This is a genomic window from Mycoplasma testudineum, assembly GCF_002245785.1.
Lineage (GTDB): Bacteria > Bacillota_I > Bacilli_A > Mycoplasmatales > Metamycoplasmataceae > Mycoplasmopsis_B > Mycoplasmopsis_B testudinea.
This window is the reverse complement of sequence record NZ_NNCE01000003.1, coordinates 110,445-130,815: the sequence shown is the minus strand read 5'-3', so window position 1 is coordinate 130,815 and position 20,371 is coordinate 110,445. Positions and strand designations below refer to the sequence as shown.

Here is a 20,371-nt window from a genome sequence, read left to right as displayed (position 1 = left end):
ATGTCGCCTTATAACTTTAGACAACATTCCTTAGAATATATATAATTTTTTTAGTCCAACTTTAAGGTACCACTACAAACATTCATGAAACAATCAATATCAAAATATCCTATTTTATAAAGTCGTAAAAACCAATTTTAAAATTAAGAAATATTTAGTCGTTTAATGAAATTTAACTAAATAAACTTAAGTCAAAAAATGGTATCAATTATTTCAAAAATTAATAATATAATCGTTTAAAAAATAAAGTCAGCATTATACAAAAAATGTAAAAAAATTCAAAATTATTCGAAAATAATTTTATATAAATAAACACTTATAACTAAATTTATATAATGGTTTTGCAAGGAGATATATGTTGGAAAAAGCTTTTTTAATTATTTGTTCGTTTAATCGTGTTACCTTTTTTAATATTTTTATTGTATTCTAAGAATCATAAAAGACAAAGTCAAATCTTCGACCAATTTGACACCAAATTTAATTCAATTTCCTTTTTTAAGTGTTGTTAGTTAAAATTAATCACTCTTCAAAATACAATTAATGACACTTATATTGCTCAAAATGAACGCTTTATTTTAACTATTGCAGATTAAATTATTTTTTTAAGACGCCAACATACCTTGCACTAAAATAATTTTAAAATGTTAGTTTATTTTAAATGAAAAGCGGTCCATGTAATTTTCCGAATCGTATATAAAACTAAACAATTTTAATTTGAGTTTTATAAAAAACTAACAAGCACCCGAGTTTTCTTGGGTGCTTTTCACTTGATAAAAAATATTAATTTAATGAGTATATCTTTACGGAATTAAACACTTATTACTATCTGCCTAGTCAGGTTTTTTAAAGGACATGCAAACATGTTTTTGTTATAATGAGGCCTGTACAAATTGGAGTATCTGTGAGAAGACTATTTAAAGAGATTTTTAGATCACTTAGAAAAAGTAAAGTTTTGATTATAGGTTTATCAATTCTTGTTTTTTTATCAAGTGCAATTTTCACATTATTATTTGACGTTAGAACGGCATACGAAAATCGTCTTGATTCTTACAACACAGTTTCCAAAATGCAAGATTTAACTGTAGATTTAAGTGTTGAAAGTGATGGTAAAATTCCGTCCAACGGAGCATTTATAGAAACTAAAGAATCCTACGATATTGCTCAACTTAAAAAAGATGGTAAGTTTGCTAATTTTAATTCCAAATATATATTAGCTCAAACATTTTTTCCTACAGCAGAAGCAAATCAATATATTTTAGCAAGTTCAATTGAAGATTTATATAACGGAAAAACATCTAGACCTACAATCATAATTGATAAAGAAAAAGACACAATTACATTTAATTCAAATGATTTAGATTTTCAACTTTATAGTAAAGATGTTGATTCATATAATCCACTTTCAAGAACTAACACAATTGATTCAAATACCGTATTTAAATTTGATAAAGAAACATTTTTAAATCACATAGCCAGAATTAACCCTAGCAACGATGGAAGGGCATTTTTATCTAATCTTGGAGAATTATATTTAAATATTGTAACTAAAGAAGCTACATCAAGTTCGGTAAAAGCTTTTGAATGAAAAAAAAGAAATGAACTTTACACAGTAGAAGGTCAAAACTTAGCAACCCTTTTAGGTTTTACAAAAAATGAATCAACTAGTTTTTATAACTATGATTCAACAATTACTCCTCAAATTAAATTGGATCCTGCAATTCAAAATGGTAATGCAGTAGTTATTTCATATGGTGCAAAAATGTCTGGTGAATTTAGACTTTCATTTTTAAATGAAAGAGTTTTAAATATAGATTCAAATTTATATTTAGAACCACAAATAGGATTTAATTATGTTTTTTCAAATCAATTTATTCAAAAACAAACAATAATTTATGAATTTGTTTTAAATCAATTTAAATTAAATTATGATGAAAATGCTGACCCACAAACCTGAAGTGGTAATTACTTACAAGCATTAAAAGAATTGCTAAATGATCCAAACTTTAAAGACCAAATATCTGAATTTAGCTATTGATCAAAAACTCAAAAAATTTATTTTGATGATGCAACAGAGCCATCTATTACAAGTAATGTTGTTTTAACAAGACAAGATATGGAAATCCCATTTCAAAGAAATAATGCAACAGTTACAGTTGCATCTATTTCAAATATTGCTGATCCAGAATTTATTTCAGTTGATGAATATAATGCTTTATTAGATAATGACATTGCATCTAAACGTTTAAAATTAATTACAAATAGAGCTCAAGGTATAACTCAAAAAGATTTAGTTAATAAAGTTATAAATACACTAGGTACAGAAAATGTTGGAATTAGACAAACAACAGTAGTAAATAGTGTTAATAATGAAACAAATAAAACTACAGTGTTTAATTTTGTAAACACCGGAGATATGAACTATGCCATAAATAGTGTTGTCCAAAATGTAGGTAAACTTTATAACGAAACAATAGAACCAACTAAAATTAATTCTTTAACATCTAACAATGATGATTTTTTTAGAAGCGAAATATTGACACCGAAAATCGCTGCTTTAATTGCTGGAAGAGTTTTACAAAATTATGCTTTAGATTCTAATTATTTAAAAACAAATATTGAATATGAAAATGTTTTAATACCTGAATCTGATGGTTCTTTTTCAAGAAGACCTAATCAAAAAATTGTCACTGTAAGAGAATTAAATTCTCCAATAACAAAAGACAAAGGATTCACTGTAATAAATGAACTTTATTATTTTGTTAATAAGAATTCGACAGGAGAATGAATACTTGCTGATGATAAAGGAATGACCTTTAAAGATCTTGGCAGTTATTTTCAATCAAATAATTTTACTGTTGATTCAACAAAAACGAATACTACATGAGCTAGACCTGACACTTCACAATCTGATCGAATTGTTTTACCACTAGTTGCACGAGTACCTAATCCAGAAATATTAAATGAAATTTTAACAAAAGGAACATTTACAATTATTTCAGATAATGTAGCGCAACTAATCCGAGAGTCTGCTTTATATTCTCAAGGTATTTTTACAGAAAATTTTTTAAATATTTTTATCCAATCAGTTGCCTTATCTGCCTATGAAAATGACTTACATAAATTACTGTCAGTAGGTAAAGCCAATGCTAACGTTTTCCCTAAATTTTATCTAGATATTATCTATCACATGAACAACCAATTTGGGGCAAGTACTTTCCAAGATTTTATTGTTAATATTATTAATAGATTTAAAGAATTAACAATTGAAAGCGGAACTACTTTAGAACAAAGAAAAGAATATTTCAAAACACAAATTTCAAATTTAACAGAAGTATTTAAAAGTTTTGGAACTGATTTACTTTCAATTTTGCCATTCAATTTAACGTTAGATGACATAATGAATTTTACTAATGATCCAATAATTATTTTTGAAGCATTAGTGAAAATAGTACGTTCTTTTGATGTTAATGAAGCTATTAATGAAATTAGAATGTGATATAGTGAAAATTGACAAAAAACTGTTGATGAAAAAAAGAATCTAATTTCAGATTTTAATTTTTTAGTTCCATTCTTTAAATATGCTGATGAATCAATGTTAAAAGAAGGTTTGTTAGAATTAATTTCAATTGTAAATTTTCGTGCACTTTTAAATCCAAATGAACCAACAAGCATTTATAGAAAAATTGTAAATTCTAAAGGAAAAGAAGATGAGCAATTAAAATTGCTATTCACAAAAATAGATAGCAATAACGGAACATATAGCAATATATACGAAGGATTAAAAGAGCTTATCTCTTTATTCAATTTAAACTTGTTTATTACTAATTTAGAATCAAAGGCAAAATGATTTGATTACAAACAAGAAAATGACGAAAGAAATTTTAGGTATTATGGTGTGACAACTTCTGACCTTCTTGCTTCATTTATCGAATCATTAACTAAAAGTAGTACAAGTAGTACAGTTTCAAACAACGATATAGCTGTAAAGTTAGCGTTAATCAAAATGCTAAACTTAAGTGATTCTGGAGAATTTAATGATATAGTTGGATACATTCCTCTTTTTGAAAATGACCCAAAATTAGGTCTGTCATCTTTGTCAATTTTGACTAGTTTAAGCGAATCAGATAACGATATTATTTCTGAATTGAAAAAAATTCAAAATAATATCAAAAACGGCACATTGTCAATTTCTGAAATAGCATATTTAAAATCTAAATTTAGTATGATTGAAAATTATTCTGCATCAAATTATCCTGAAATAAATAGTTATATTGATGCTTATTTATCTTTGTATGATGAATTTAGTTTTAATCCTAATGTTAATAATTTAGCAACAATTACTAATCTACTTTTAGGAACAGTCGCAGATGATGAAATCTACAGACAAGCAAGAAGTCAAATATCAGCAGCTAACCCATTTGAAGTTACTAATCCTGATGGTTCAATAAATTACAATTATGGTAAGAGTTTAATTAATGCTATTTCATTTTTAATAAAAATTAAAACATCAGCAGCTTCAAATTCTTCTTTCCTTTCAGACTACAGAAAAATTTTTGAATTATTTAATAATAAAACTACAATAAATAACAGAATAGTTTTTGATGCCGAATTTTTGAATCAGTTAAATTCCAAAATTCTTTATCCTGATCAATCTGCAAATATTGATTTAGGTGAATTTAATATCAACAAAGGTTTAGCAGCAACTAGAAGAATGACAAGCGAACTTTTTAATAATGAAAATTCTAGTTTGCAATCTTTTATTTCTTCGTTATCATTAGATTCGCAAAAAACAATAAACGATTCGCGATTAAACTTTGTGTTTTTTATGTCTGCATTTGCTTCATTAGTTGAATATAACTCATCTGTACTAAAAGTATTTGATCCAAATGCTACTCAATCAAAATCGTTTATAAATATTTTTAATAGTGAATCATCATTATGAAGCAGAAATTCAAAAGTGGTTGAAATTTTAAATTCAATTACAGATTCAGTAATACAAACTGATAAATTACTTTCTTCAATTGATCTTTCTCCAGCCTTATTAAGCCCTTTATTAAACGTTATTTTGCCACAAGTTACTTTATGATTTACTTCAGATGTTGCCATTAAAAAAGATGCAACTGAAGAAGAAAAAATTAACCGTTCAAATTTAGCTTATATCCTAACTGAAAAAATCAGAAAATTCAATCAAATGACTAGTGAAGAAGTTTCTGAATTGTCAACATTTATTGTTGGAAATTCATTATTTTCAAGTCCGGCAGAAACAGATGATGTAAGTAATATATTACTTGACATTGATTTTTTTGAAAAAAATGGTATTAGTCCTAATACCGATCCAAATTTACCTACATTTTATGGGATTGAATTAAAAAGTTTTATTTACAAAGCACTCGGGACAATAACTTATTTACAAAGATTTGATCAATTGATTTATTTTGATGATGCAGGTTCTTATGTAGCAAAAGTAAATGATGCTTTTTTAAGAAACAATAACTATTCAGTCTATACAGGAGAAATTCCTTCAAATGTTATAGATTTTCAAAATTGAATGAATGCTAACCAAAACCAAAAATTTATTTTAGATATTAGCGGGACCAAATTTATAATCATAGGAACTGAAACAACAGCAGATTATATTTATCCAGTTGTTGATGAAAATAACATCCAAGTAGATACAGCTACACAAGGAATTGTTTATGTAAATCAAATGGGATTTGACAGAGTTAAAAGTTTTGCTTCAGGTCCAGTAAAAACATATGTTTTAGCTCAAAACAAAACTAATCAAAACACAAATGAAATTGTTAATCAGCTAAATGAATATATTTATCAAAATACTGGTAAAAACACAATTCAAAAAGCATATTCTTCAATGGTTACAGACCCACTTAACCCTGAAAGAGCTTTAAGAATTAGAGCCCCTTTAACAACAATTAGAACAATAAGTAATTTTAATTTATATACTCTTATTATTCTTGTTGTACTTGTTTCAATTGCGTTTTCGTTTGTTGTTAAAAGATACATTCAAAATAAAGCTAAAGTTTTAGGAATTTTGATTTCTCAAGGTTATACACCAATTCAAATTTCAATTTCATTAACTGCTTTTGCTTTAGTTACGGCTGTTTTAGGTGGATTTACAGGTTATTTAACTGGAAATTTATTACAGCGATATGTTATTAATCTATTTTCTAATTATTGGTCGGTTCCAACTGGAACAACAGGATTTAGTCCTATATCACTATTTTTTACAATCGTACTGCCTTGATTGGGTATGTCTGTTCTTATTATTCTAGTTACACTTTTGGTTCTAAGAACAAAAAGTATTGACTTAATGTCTGGAGCAAGCGATATTAAAGTTAATGCACTTACAACTTGATTGAGCCAAGTATTTAGAAAAAGGGATGTTAAAACTAAATTTAATGTGTCTTTATTAGTATCTTCTTTTTGAAAATTAATTTGGCTGATGTTAGCTTTCGTTTTAAGTTCGACAGTTATTTTATTTTCTATTTCATCAAATAACGTCTTTTCTAAAGCGGCTAATGAAACTTATGCTAATCGAAATTATAACTACAATATTGATCTAGTAACGCCTACTAGTGAAAGCGGATTAATATTACCTACTGATGGAACTGGTATTGCAAATCAACTTTATTCACCAGTTGGTAATTCTGCTGAAGCGCAACTAGAATATAACAATTATTTTGCGCCAGGATATTCATTACCTGTTCAAGGAGAAAGATTAGCTAATGGATCAGTTAATGCAATTAATAATGGTAATCCAACTGATTTAGATCCAAAAGTAGTTACAAGATTCGGAGCAGATATCAATGTTGATTTAGGAATAAAAATTAACCCTTGAGAATTAACTTATAACGACTTACCCGATACAATTAAAAATCGAATTGACAAAATTACTAATAACATAGCACCACAATTAGAAAAAGTTCAATACGATGAAGACTCACAATATAAATTAATTGTTGAAGACATAAATGAATACTATGGTAATTCAGAAAATCCGTTAAACTACTTTAAATATTATGAAAATTTAAATGGGATAAATGGCTTCTTTTTAAATCGCTGAAACCCTATTGAAAAAAGATACATACCTGAACCTATTACTACATCTTCTACTTATTTAAACCCTGAAGGACAAAGAGTTAAAGTAAGAGATGCATATAGAGAATTTCTTGTAAACGCATATACAAAACTAGCAAAAGCTAATCCTTTAAATTTAGATTTTTTAATAACATTTAACGGTGTAATTTTTAATCCAGATTATGACGAAACTTATACATACATAAGATCCAAAATTGGAAATAATGAAATCAAAATATTAGGTTATAAAGAAAATACAAACATTGTTGATTTTGTTAATTTTGAAGGTAAATCAATGAAACAAGATTTATTTAACTTTGAAACTAACGATGACATTTACCCTTTAATTGTCAATGTTGTTAGTGCCGCTAAACACGGATTAAGTGTTGGTTCTGAACTTGAAATATCAATACTAAATCCTGCAGATAGATATAAAAAAGTAATCCTTGGAAATAGTGAAATTGATTCATATAAATTTAGAGTTATAGGCATTAACCAAACCTTTATTAATGATGAATTTATAACTACTCAAAATGTAGCAAATAAATTAACCAAATTGGACACACTTGCCAAAGGTGATTTAGTTCCATTTAATGGAATATTAAGTAACAGAGTTTCACCAGATCAGATTACAGCTAGTTCTAGTCTTTATTCACCTTCAGGTTATTTTTCTGCTCAGACAGGATTTAATTTTGATAATCCACTTCAATCATTTGATTATATATTTGGCGAAAATGGTACATTGCAAACCAAAGTTGGTTTAACTGAAGAGCAAATTTTAAAATGATTAAACTTCAGCAACTATACATCTGTTAAACAAATAACTGCAAGCAGAAATGATATGAATGTAGCACTTGAAAAATATGCAGCATTATATGAAAATCAATTGTATGTTTCAACAATTACTGGGCTTAATTCTCAAGCTATTGAAAGTGGATTTACTACAAATCTAACTTCATTAATCAACGGTGTTTTAAATAACATAATAGCTGCTTCAATTGTTATTTCAGTAGTTATCTTGGTTATAATTACAAACATTATGATTAATGAAAACGAAAAAAATATTGCTTTATTTTCCATCCTTGGTTATACAAATAAAGAAAAAATTAGGTTATTCTTTTCCGTGTTTGTGCCGTTCATTATTGGTGCAATTATTATTTCTGTTTTCATTACAATTGCCGGAATAAATATTTTTAATAGCTATTTAATATCAGCTTCAAGTCTTGCACTACCATTAACAATAGTTTGATGACACGTTCTTATAACTATAGTAGCTATTTCACTAATTTTCTTAGTAGCTGCTTCATTAAGTTGATTATGAATAAATAAAATTAAACCAATTATGATTATGAAAGGCGGTTAGTATGAAATTAAAAAATATTTTGAAAAGAAAACCTAAAGAACAAACTGATAGCGAAGTCAACTTTGAAGCAACTAGTGAAATTACTGTTGATAAAAAAACATTACGAAAATTCAAGTGAGCAAATGATCATAAAAGACGTAAAGACCGCTATATTAAAGCCGCAAATCACCCTGGAAACATAATTGATGTAGTAAACGTAAATAAAAGTTATATCAACGGTAATCTAATCACCCCTGTATTAAAGAAAGCTTCTTTTTCAATTAAAAAAGGAGAATTTGCCATGCTTTATGGTAAATCAGGAAGTGGTAAATCTACTTTACTAAATTTAATTTCTGGGCTAGATCGCCCTACTGCCGGCCACGTAATTGTTGCAAATACTAATTTGCCTTATTTAAGTGACAATAAGTTGACTATTTTTAGAAGAAAACATGTTTCTTTTATTTTCCAATCTTATAATCTTCTAGAAAATATAACTGGTTATGACAATGTTGAAACAGGTGCTTATCTTCAAAAAGATGCTTCAAAAAAAATTAATATTAAAGAATTATTTAAGCATTTTGATTTAGAAGAAGTAATGAATAAATACCCTGCTCAAATGTCTGGTGGGCAAAGACAAAGAATATCAATTTTAAGAGCATTAGCTAAAAACGCAGATATCATTTTCGCTGATGAACCCACCGGTGCTTTAGATGAAAAAACTGCCTTAATTGTTCTTAAAATTTTATACGATATTAACAAAAGATATGGCACAACAATTGTCATGGTTACACACGACAGTTCTATGGCTCCATTAGCACATAAAATAATTAATGTAAAAGATGGAATCATAGATAGTGTTACAGTTAATCCGAACCCTGTCCATCCTGATAATTTAGCTTTAGGTTAAAAAAATAGCGCACCACAATAAAATGGTGCACTTTTTTATGCAATGAAATTTATTAGTTATTATTTCTGACTATGTTCGGTAATGACGCATCTAGAGCAAATGAATATTTACTTTTTCCTTGAACTGTTTCTTTATTAACTTTTTGACTTACTGAAACATTTGTTCGCTTAACAATTTTAGGATTGCTGCCGCCATTTACTTCTAGTTCCATATCATAGTTCACTATTAGCATCTTTTGATTAAAATCAAATTTAAATCCATTTAATACAATTTTTCATGACAGCAATTCAAGAGGAAATGGTCAAATTTTTGGATCATTAGTTATATTCATAATATATGTGTTTGAGTTTTGCAAATATGAAAGCGCAAAAGAATTAAAAACTCTTGTTTCTACTTCTTTTTTGCTATCTTGATCCAGTTGACTTAATTCAATTGTTTCTTTTCCTGAATCTCAATCCTTATCCAAAACTGTACCTCAAGTTCTGTTAAGATTTCTAACAATTGGACTTGATGTATTGCTGGTCATACTGTATTGGAAATCTTTTTCTTGTTCATTCCCTAATTTTAAAAAGTTATTAATTTCAAACTCTTTGTAAACTAATATGTTATTGATAACAGCTCCATCATCATCGTTTATGTTTCTTATTGAAAATCTTATTCTAGCACTACCATTAATATCATCTACATCATTAAAACTCTCTGCATCTAAAAATATTTGATAAGGAAATTTAGTTCTATCTAGTTCGCCACTTTTATTTTGGAATGCTTCATTTACCTGAATTACATCTTGAACGAATAAATTTAAAGGTATACCAGCATATTGCTGAGTTTGTCCCGAACCGTTTTTATATGTTGATATGTCACCATTAATTTGTCCCTCATTTTGATACTGTGCTTTTATTAGTTGCTTGTAATAGCTCGGGAAAAAATCAGAAACAGATTTCACATTTGTTAAATCTTTTAATTTCAAATTATTCATTATCAATTCAGCAGCATCTTCAACTTTAAATTCTAATATAGAAGATGCTTCAATTGTATTTGTTATCACATCCTGATTTTGAGATGTTAATTTTTGTGCTTGGACACTAAATTTGTAATTGAAATTTATATACTGATTTTGTAAATTAGTTTCGTTTGTCAATTTTTTAGTTACTTTAGTTGCCGAAATATCTAATAGTGATTTTGTCCCACTTATTAATGCCGAACTAACATTTTCTTTAACTTCGAAACCTATATTAAATAATGAATTAATGTAAGTTACTCTTTCACTTGCATTGTTACGCTTTGCTAATTCTTCTTGAATTTTAGTTGCATCTAAAACTTTCATATTTTTTTGAATTAAAGTCAACATTAAGCTTTTCGATAAATAGAGGTCATCTAATTTAGATGATGCTATTAACGAAAATTGTTTTGATTCAGTTTTACCGTTAGAAGTTAATTCAACAGTAATATTTATTTCTCCAGAAACATCATCAAAAGAGTTAGCAATAATTTTCATAACTTTGCCATTTAAGTTTGAAGTTCTAAATTTATTATTTGCACCAATTTTATTTTCAAAATAGGAACTAGCAAAATCTACACCAGTTAAATTAATTGTAAAATCTTTAAACAAATCAACGGGTGTATCAGGATTTGTAGGTGTGCTTTCAGTCAGGGTTGTAAAATCAAATTTAAGTATTTCAACTTGATTATTTAATATCACAATTTGATATTTTGTATTTTGAGTTAGATCAGCAAATTGTATTGATCTAGACAATTGATCATTTTGAACTGTAACAGACTGAACTACTTGTGTGTCATTAAATTTAGTTAAGTTAATGTTATAAGTTTTCTGCAAATTATAATTTGCTAAATTGAAGCTAAAACTATTTGTTGTTTTAACTTGATTTGTGACTTCCAGCTTTTTATCTTCAGGTTTTGGATCCGGTTTTGGTTCAGGTTTAGGTTCTGGCTTTGGTTCGGGTGTAGGATCAGGTGTAGGCTTAGGTGTAGGCTTAGGTTCAGGAGCGGGATCCGGCTTAGGATCTGGTGTTGGATCAACTGGATTAGGATTTTCTGAAATAAACGATACAGTTAAAGAATAATCATTATTTTCATTTTGAAATAATTGTGATTTGTGATTTATTTTGACATTAAAAGCAACAGTTTTATTTGTATTATTAATTTCTGTAACTTTGATTTCCGCACTTCAATCTGTTTCGAAAGTAACGTTATTAGCAACATTTATTACATCATTATTTTTAACTGTTAAAGATTTATTGTTGTAAGTATTAGTTAAATAATTGTTTATTTGTTCTTTAGTTTTTGTAAAAATATTTAATAGATTATCGTTTTCACCACTACCATTTCCTGGTGAACATGCTATTGCTGTTAAACTAACTAAAGGAGCGGCTATAAATGCGCTTCCTAAAAAAAATATTGTTTTTCTCATAAACATATTTTATATAGTTAATTAAAATATGAAATAAATTGTAGAGTTACATTTACCCTTAAAATAAAAGCATAAAAAGCATTATTTACACAATAACTTTTTATGCTTGAAAATTGAAAGATTTTATTCTTTTTATATTTTAAAAAATTTATATTTCTGCAGTTGCTAATTTCGTTTTTTTACTAAAGTAATTTTCAATTATTGTTGGTACAAACATCACTAAAATAAAGATAAACAAAATAAATACTTTAATGAATTTACCAACAACAAGTTCATTTGTTAAAAATGTATTTTGCACCGCGGTTAATAAAAATAAATCAATTATCGGAATTATTACTGTAATTGACATGGAAAGGCCAACCAAAATTATTGAAACAATACCAAAAGGAATTAAAAATTTATTTTTTGTAACTTTAACTTTCTGGGTTTTTCTATTTCTAATTGCTCCATAAATTGCTATTGCTATAAATCCAAATACAATTACTGAAGTTCAATTACTTAAATCATCTGCTAATGAATATAAATTATCCATTTGAGCACCGTAAAAAGCATAACCAGAACTATCTGTATAACCTAGTGCACCTATAATTGCAAAAATAACAAAAAGAGGAAGGGTTAAAATTAATGTTATTTTTAAACCTGATAAAGGCAAATGTTTATTTAATTTTCATTTCTTTTTATTTATGAACGGGATTTCATTTGCAGCAATTAAATCTTCCATGTATCTTGGTGTTCAAACTGCAAAACCATTAATAATTCCTAAAATTCCAATAGCAACTAATAAGTTGATAACTCCCATAAAAATGAACGAAGCTTTTGCACTCATACCTGCACTTTGTAATTGTTCTTCAAGTCCGCCAATTGAACCATTTCCAACAATCGACATTGATATTGCAATAATTACGTATACAACTGTAACAATTCCTAATCCATATAATATTGCTTTAGGTGTTCTTTCTGGTTCTTTCATTTCTGATTGAATACCAGCAGAAACATAAAAACCATCATAAGCAAAAAAGATACCAGCTATTCCAATGAACATTCCTAAACCAGGAGTTAAGGAAGCTAAAGAAGCACCTTGAGTTAATCCCGCTTCTATATTAACGCTAATTCCTGCCTGAGCGCTAGATTGTACTCCGGTTGCTATTAAGATAAAACCGATTAGAGCAGCAAAAACTAGAGGAAAAAATTTAAATACTAAAATAATTTTATTTTGTCAGTCGCTGATTTTTGCTTTTAGACCTGTAAATAAAAATCACATTCCAATCCCAAAAGCTATAATTATCCAAACTATTCATTCATGACTAAAACCAAGTAAGACACTCGAATTGTTTCCTTCACTAAAATTTCAAATTGCATCTTGAATTGTTTGAATAAAATAAAGCGGCATGTAAAAAAAATTTAATGGCAAATAAATATAGAGCATAAAATTTTTTGAAGCTTTAAAAATTCAAACGCTATTAAATAATTTGTTTCAACCTATAAAGGAAAGATCATCATCTTTTTTTGTTGCACTTACAATTTCAATTAATGCTAAAGCCATTGCAATAACGGCAAAAGCAGCTATTGCTCAACTTATTAAAGCCAAAATTAACGAACCATTTGCATTGGATAATACTGCTTTTGATTTGAAAAAAATTCCAGCCCCGATACAGGAACCAACTACTATCATCATTGCGGAAAAAAAATTGATTTTTTGTTTTTGACTAAAATCAGCTGCAGTTTTAATTGTTTTTTTCTTTTTCATAATACTCCTAATTAAATACATAAACAAATAAATAAAAATATCACCACTATTGTTGTTGTGGCGATATTTTAAATAAATTCAATATAGTAAAACATCCCCTAAACAATAGATTTAGAAGATTTAAATTTACGTGATAATGAAAAGAGTCTTGAAAAACTTACAATGTAATTATTATTTTCCATGTTAACTCCTTTTGTTTAGTTACTTTATTATAAATTATTTTTTATAAAGTGAAAATTTTATTTTTCACAGGTATTTTGGTTTTAGGGATAGAAATTATATTAAAAAAAGGGCATCGGAACACCCTTTTCCCATATACTTTCAACTAGACTGGTTACTAGTTGTCTCATAGTCCCTACTTGAGCTTACTAAAACGCTTGCTTATACAATTCAGTATAACCCGGATGACTACGGCCCTTGGTTATACTTAGGTAGTAAACAACTACCACGCATATAGGTTTATTTAAAATTTGCTTATTTGCTACTTAATTATAGATTTTTTCTCGTTAATTTAAGAAAAAATAGAAAAAATGACCTAAGTCATCCTCAATTAAATTTAGTTTTTACTATAAAACTAGTAATACGGAATTACGTGAATGTGTAAATGGTAGATTTCTTGACCAGCAAGAGGACCATTATTTACTAACACCTTGAAATCTTCAAATTTACCTTGACTTCTCATTAAATTTGCTAGTTCAACAGCTTTATTAAATGCAAGAGAAATTGTTTTACTATCTGCATCTTTTAGATTTTCTGTTTTCTTTTTAGGAATAACTAAAAAGTGATGTTTGTTATGCGGAAATTTATCAAAAATAGCTATTAATAAATCATCTTCATAAATAATTTCAGATTCTAATTCACGGTCAATTATCATTTCAAAAATTGATTTTTTCATAATCTATACACTCCCGTTTGTAATGTGACCATCAGCTGAACGATTTTGACTTTCCATTTCAAAGCCTAAAGCTCTATAATGCGTTCTAGCAGTTGCTATTAATGTTGTATCAATTCTATTTAATCAAAAAGCAATTGTTCTTCTTGAATCTGAAGTATTTCAAGGCGTTGTTGCTCAAGTAAACTTTTCACTGTCAGTATCAAAATTAGGTGTTATTTTAATTAAATAATTTGCATTTAAACTATATGTTCCATCTTTTTCGCTCATAACAATTACTTCAGTAGTTAAATCTGAATTTGAATTAGTTGAAGCAGCATTTTGACTTAGTTTTTGTTCTGAATAAAGCAAATTAGTATTAATATCTTGGAAGCCTTCTTTTATCTCTGTTTGCAATTTTAAATCTGCTATTGCTCATGAAAGATCTCCAGTTGGACTAGGGCTAGTTTGTTCAGCAATACCTGTGTATGAATATAAATTTTGTAAAGCATCCGTTGAAGAACCACTAACACTTAAACCATTAGACATTGTTTTAATTTGGTTAGCAGCATTTGTTACTAATGCATTATAAGTATCAACTGAATTTACTGTTGTTAAGATTCCAGAATTAGCTTGTGCTAATGTTGGAGTTCCAGTATAACTTCATTTGTTAACAATTTTTTTATCGTTCACTAAATATTTTGTAAAGAAAAACATTCCATCATCAGCAGTTATAGATTTATATAAAATTTTTGTTGTATCAGTTTCTGGAGTTGTATCACTTAAGATAGTGTCATATGTAGTTAATGTTTTTTTAACATTATCTAAACTTTGTTCTAGTAAATATTTTTTTACTAAAAGCATGTTTACAATTACTGTTCTTATTGGTGATTGAAAATTTAAAAATAATGTTTTTCAAGTATCGCTATTTGTTGGGGTAGTTACAATAATTGATTCGTTTTTACTATTAAAAACATAACTTGTAAAACTGTTTGTTTTTCAAGTTTCTAATTGTTCATTAAATCAATTAATATTATTTAAAGTTTCAGCTGCATAATAAAAATTTCAAGCAGCTTCAACATCTTTGTAAAATTCACTTGCTGGATCATTAAAATAAGAATCGTTTGCCAAATTAACTAAATCAACTCCATATAGGCTTCCTAAAATAGACTGGTTATAAATTTTAGTAAGTGTTTCTTTAGTTGCATTTGAACCTATTTCAGTTTCTTGTGATTGTCTTTCAGGAGAATTAATTACTGTTCCACAAGAAACAGCTGCTACTGCAGTAATTAAAGGAACACTTAAACCTAAACCTAATTTTCATTTTTTCATATTGACTCCTTAATTTAGTCCTAATTGAGCTTTAAGTGCTTCATAAATTTTTTCAGTAAATTCTTTTTGTGCAACAACAGAAGTTTGTGTTTTTAAGATAGCAAAATCAACATAAGTTTTATTTGAAAAAGCTGAACTTACAAACGCGTTTGCTGCACCGGTTAAGGTTTTTAATGTAGTTAATTTATTTGTTGAAATAGTGTTATTTGCATAAGCAATTACTTTAGCTATTTCATCATTTACAGTACCACTTTGATATGAAAGTTTTTCAACATAGTAATTACCTAAAGCACTTTGATTTGTAATGGAATCTGCATTAATATTATTTAATTCAACAAAGTTTTTCATATTGTAAGAATCAGTATTATATTGATTTAAATCTGTAATTGAACCATAAGAAAATCTTTGACTTTGACTTGTAAATAAGCTGTCATATAAATCATTTAAAATGTATTTTTGGTAATCTGCAACTGTATTAACTGTATCTCGTTTTACAACATTAATTCCACTTGCATTTACAACAATATAAACATCATTAGTTGCATCATAGTATGAAAGTTTTCTTGCATTGTTTTCTGTACTTTGATATGTTGAATTTGCGGTATTAAAAGTTGGTCCTACTGAAAATGCATTATCTAAAACTCTATTAATTGCTACTTGGAAATCATCACTTGATATGTTGTCAATTTTTTCATTCATATTTGTATTTAGTAATTCAACATTATCTTTTGTTACATCAGTTGCTAAAACAACATTACTTCCATCTTCTTTTTTAAATAAAGGTGAAAAAGTTTGATCAGCAATTAAAGCATTATACAATCTTGAAATTGGATTTCAATTTGCATTTGTATTTGGGTCAATAACTGATGTTGAAAATAGATCTTGGTTAGTTGAAATAGATTTTGCCATTGCTAATGTCATAACCATATTTGTGCTTGAAGCTGAAGTATTAATTGCATTATAAATGTCGTTAATTGGACCAAAACTTAAAAAACCGTGATTTGTTTTTGTGGTATTACTTGATCTAGTGTTTAATCAAAAATTATCATTTGCAATTTGAGTTTTTGCTTCTTCACTAATTGTTTCATCAAATAATTTAGCGCCAGCATATTTTAAGATTCCATTTTCAGAAAGTAATGAATTAGCAAGATTATTTCTAAAACTATAATTAACTAAGCTTTTAAAATTAGCTTTAGTTATTGTTCAGTTACCATTTAAATTTGTAGCATCAGCAGTAATTGGTATAATGAAATTTGAAATTTGATAAATTGCATTTGAATTATTTTTTAAATGCAGTGAAACTAAATCTGAAGCTGAAGTAAATTTGCCTTTAAATGAAGAAGGTAAAAAATTTAAAAAAGATGTAGTTGAAAATATTCTAGTGCTTCTTGAATTTTCAACTTGAGTAGTATCCACAACCGCATTGACATTATTGTTATCACTTGCTTGTGTTAAACCGCTTGTCGTATCAGCTGAACTAACAAAATAATTTTGGAAAATTTTATCTCCACTATTTAAATATGTATCACCAGCTTTAATTCCCAAGCTTGGAATATCACCAGTAAATGTAATATTTTCACTCACAGTTGCTTTTAATGTTTTGTCATTTAAAGAAGAAATAATTGAAGCATTAAATCTTCTATTTGCATCAGCACTAATTGCTTGCTTAACTAAAAAATTAACGGCGCCTTCTTCAGTTCCTGTTTTACCGTAAGTTTCATTAGTAGTTAACAAATTATTAAATTGAGCTTGTCAATTTGAAAAACCAAATTGTCTTTGTAAATTAGATTTTTGTTCAGCGATAACTGCTTGCTGTGATGCTTTTATTTCACTTAATGGGGTTAGTTTTGAAAAACCAGTTGGCAATGTACTTGTTTCTAAAGTTGATTTTTGAAAAGCTGCAAGCAATGTTTCAGACATTACTCTTTCTTCTTCGTACATTAATTCGATTGTGCTTTGAGCAAATTTATTGAAAGTCTCTTCATTTTTTGAAGCAGCTGTTTTTGATAAATTAAAAACTTCATCAATTGAAAAACTTCTTATATTTCCATTTGCATCTTTAAAAGTTACTAAAGTATTTGAACCAGATTCAACAGGTGTTTGAGTTACTGTATTATTAACAATACCAACAGGAATACCTACACCTAGACTAATTGCACCAGCTAAAGTACCCAAAACAATTCAAGACTTAATGTTCCTCTTTTTTTCATCTGTTTTATTTTTTTTAAAAATTTTACGAATATCTAATTTTTTCATATCGAACTTGGCCATATCAACCCCTTAAGTTTTTCTATAATTATATTAAAAACTATGATTTTTTTACATAAGACTTAGATTAGACTAACAAACATAGATTTTAAATTTTTTATCAAAATCAATTAACAATTTTAGCTTACTTAGTTTTAAAATATTTACATGTTACACAACGAATTAATTCAACTTTTAAATACATTTACTCAAATCTGTGAAACCAACAATTTTTTTTATTCCTTAGCTAGAGAAACTGCACTATCAGTTTACAAAAACGATAATGTTTTGCAAAATCAAAAAGTAGCTGATGTTTTTATGAATATTGACGATTATTTTAAATTGCGATCGCTGCATCCTGATAAGTTTATTGATAGTTTATTCACAAACGAATACCAAATATTGATGCCAAGAATGATGATTGATAAAGGCAATTGGAAAACTACAGATGTTTATTTAAACATACTTATTTTAGTTCCTACTAAAATTACAAAAATTTCAAACTACAGCAACTTAATATGGAAATTGTCAGCAACATATGGCTACTATAATTCAAATAACGAAAAAGCTCCATGGTATTTTTTTATCTACAAATTTTTAGCCAAAATCAACAGTAGTTTGATTCATCAAATCAACATTAAAGCTGCAATAAATAATTTATATGAAGATGAATATGAAGGATTTTTGGCCATTTCCTATCCAAATGAAAATCCGAAATTGAGCTGAATTCCACATGTAACTTTTGAAACAAACCAGTATGAATACCAAGGACACAAATTTAAATTAATCAATGAAATTGAGTTGCATTTTCAAAATTATTTTGGGGAAAATTGAAAAAATTTGACAGAAAAAAGTGTTTAAATTTAACTTAAAGTCACTAAAATTGAATATTTAAACAAAGCATATTTATATGAGGATAAAAGTCCTATTTTTTAGATTTTGTTGTAAAATTTAAAGGCATTTTATTAAAATGCTCCCTAACTAGTGGGAGTTAAACCCAGAGTTTAACACTAGAACCACACATTATCGAAAGGATATGAAAATGGCAGCACCTAAAAAGAAAGTTGTTAAAGTTGCTAAGCTTCAGTTTATAGCTGGGCAAGCAAAACCAGGTCCAGCACTTGCTGGAGTTGGAATTAAAATGCCTGAATTTACAAAGGCATTTAATGATCAAACAAGAGATAGAGGTAACGAACCAGTTCCTGTAGCTATCACTGTTTATGCAGATAAATCATTTGATTTTAAAATATTTACTGCACCTGCTTCATTTAAATTATTACAAGCAGCAAAATTAAAATCAGGTTCAGCAAATTCAAAAGCACAAATTATTGGAACAATTAAATTGGAACAATTAGAAGAAATTGCTAAATACAAAATGGTTGATTTAAACACAAGAAGTTTACAATCAGCTATGGCAACAATTGCTGGTACAGCAAAAAACATGGGAATTTTAATCGAAGGATGAGATGACATAGCAGCAGCTAATGCCGCAGCAGCTGCTGAGCGTAAAGCTATTGCTCGTGCAGAAAAAATGCATGATGAATTAGAAGCAGCTCAACACAATTTAGTTGAATCTAAAGATAAAGAAATTGAAGTTGTTACAGTTAATGAAAAAGAGGGAGAATAGTTTATGGCTAAAATTGGAAAAAAATTACAAGCTGCAAGAAAACTAGTTGACCCAACTAAAGCTTATACATTATTAGAAGCTATTAAATTAGCTAAAGAAACTTCATATACAAAATTCGATGCATCAATTGACATTGCAATTAAATTAAATTTAGACACACGTAAAAGTGATCAACAATTAAGAGGATCTATTTTACTACCACATGGAACTGGAAAAAATGTTAGAGTTTTAGTAATTACAGAAACTCCTGAATTAGCAAAAGCTTCACAAGAAGCAGGAGCTGATTATGTTGTTGACAAATTAAAATTTGAAGCTATTGTTAAAGAAGATAAATTTGATTTTGACGTAATAGTAGCTGATCCAAAAATGATGCCTGTTTTAGGTAAATATGGAAAACAATTAGGACCAAAAGGATTAATGCCAAACCCACGTTTAGGAACAGTTACTCCTACTCCTGAAAAAACAGTTGCCGAACTTAAAAAAGGTAAAGCAAACTATAGAGCTGATAAATATGGAATTGTTCATACTTTAATTGGTAAAAAATCAATGTCAGATGAATCTTTAGCTGAAAATGCAAAAGTAGTTATTGACATAGTTAAAAAATTAAAGCCTTCAGTTGTAAAAGGAACATACATGAAAAACTTGACAGTTTCTGCATCTATGGGTCCATCAGTTAAAATAATTATTGATTAATCAACATATTATTAATTCACTTTCTTAATTGAAAGTGTTTTTTTATTTCTTAATTAAGCTACTTTAATTTAAGATAAGA

At 27.7% G+C, this 20,371-nt stretch carries 10 protein-coding genes; 5 read left to right on the top strand and 5 right to left on the bottom strand.

Annotation, left to right across the window (positions count from 1 at the left end):
• The first annotated feature begins 901 nt into the window (after positions 1–901).
• Both CG473_RS02095 and CG473_RS02090 read left to right on the top strand, forming a co-directional pair.
• Positions 902–8,458: an ABC transporter permease gene (locus tag CG473_RS02095; protein ID WP_169709374.1), complete on the top strand. Its 7,557-nt coding sequence runs from the start codon at positions 902–904 to the stop codon at positions 8,456–8,458.
• 1 nt (position 8,459) lies between these two features.
• On the top strand, positions 8,460–9,344 hold the full coding sequence (locus CG473_RS02090; RefSeq protein ID WP_094254659.1) for an ABC transporter ATP-binding protein: 885 nt from the start codon (positions 8,460–8,462) through the stop codon (positions 9,342–9,344).
• A 52-nt stretch (positions 9,345–9,396) separates the two neighbouring features.
• On the opposite strand, the gene CG473_RS02085 is transcribed toward CG473_RS02090, so the two are convergent.
• The 5 genes from CG473_RS02085 to CG473_RS02065 all read right to left on the bottom strand — a co-directional run bounded on the left by CG473_RS02085 (position 9,397) and on the right by CG473_RS02065 (position 17,996).
• Positions 9,397–11,775 carry a TonB N-terminal domain-containing protein gene (locus CG473_RS02085; RefSeq protein WP_208107021.1) on the bottom strand — a complete coding sequence of 793 codons (2,379 nt, stop codon included), beginning with the start codon at positions 11,773–11,775 and terminating at the stop codon, positions 9,397–9,399.
• Between the two features lie 148 nt (positions 11,776–11,923).
• The gene (locus CG473_RS02080; protein ID WP_166623188.1) at positions 11,924–13,522 is read right to left on the bottom strand and encodes an APC family permease; all 1,599 of its coding nucleotides are present in this window, start codon (positions 13,520–13,522) and stop codon (positions 11,924–11,926) included.
• Positions 13,523–14,096: 574 nt separating this feature from the next.
• Positions 14,097–14,417: a histidine triad protein HinT gene (hinT, locus tag CG473_RS02075; protein ID WP_094254656.1), complete on the bottom strand. Its 321-nt coding sequence runs from the start codon at positions 14,415–14,417 to the stop codon at positions 14,097–14,099.
• Between the two features lie 3 nt (positions 14,418–14,420).
• A complete protein-coding gene (locus CG473_RS02070) occupies positions 14,421–15,725 on the bottom strand; it encodes a HinT-interacting membrane complex lipoprotein P60 (protein ID WP_094254655.1) in 1,305 nt (434 codons plus the stop codon).
• Positions 15,726–15,734: 9 nt separating this feature from the next.
• A complete protein-coding gene (locus tag CG473_RS02065) occupies positions 15,735–17,996 on the bottom strand; it encodes a HinT-interacting membrane complex protein P80 (RefSeq protein ID WP_094254654.1) in 2,262 nt (753 codons plus the stop codon).
• A gap of 144 nt (positions 17,997–18,140) precedes the next feature.
• Between CG473_RS02065 and CG473_RS02060 the strand changes: the two genes are divergently transcribed.
• The 3 genes from CG473_RS02060 (at position 18,141) to rplA (ending at position 20,292) form a co-directional block, all read left to right on the top strand.
• A complete protein-coding gene (locus tag CG473_RS02060; protein ID WP_094254653.1) occupies positions 18,141–18,833 on the top strand; it encodes a hypothetical protein in 693 nt (230 codons plus the stop codon).
• A 181-nt stretch (positions 18,834–19,014) separates the two neighbouring features.
• Entirely contained in the window at positions 19,015–19,599 is a 585-nt protein-coding gene (gene rplK / locus CG473_RS02055) for a 50S ribosomal protein L11 (RefSeq protein WP_094254652.1), read from the top strand.
• Positions 19,600–19,602: 3 nt separating this feature from the next.
• Positions 19,603–20,292 carry a 50S ribosomal protein L1 gene (gene rplA, locus CG473_RS02050; RefSeq protein ID WP_094254651.1) on the top strand — a complete coding sequence of 230 codons (690 nt, stop codon included), beginning with the start codon at positions 19,603–19,605 and terminating at the stop codon, positions 20,290–20,292.
• The last annotated feature ends 79 nt before the right edge of the window (positions 20,293–20,371 follow it).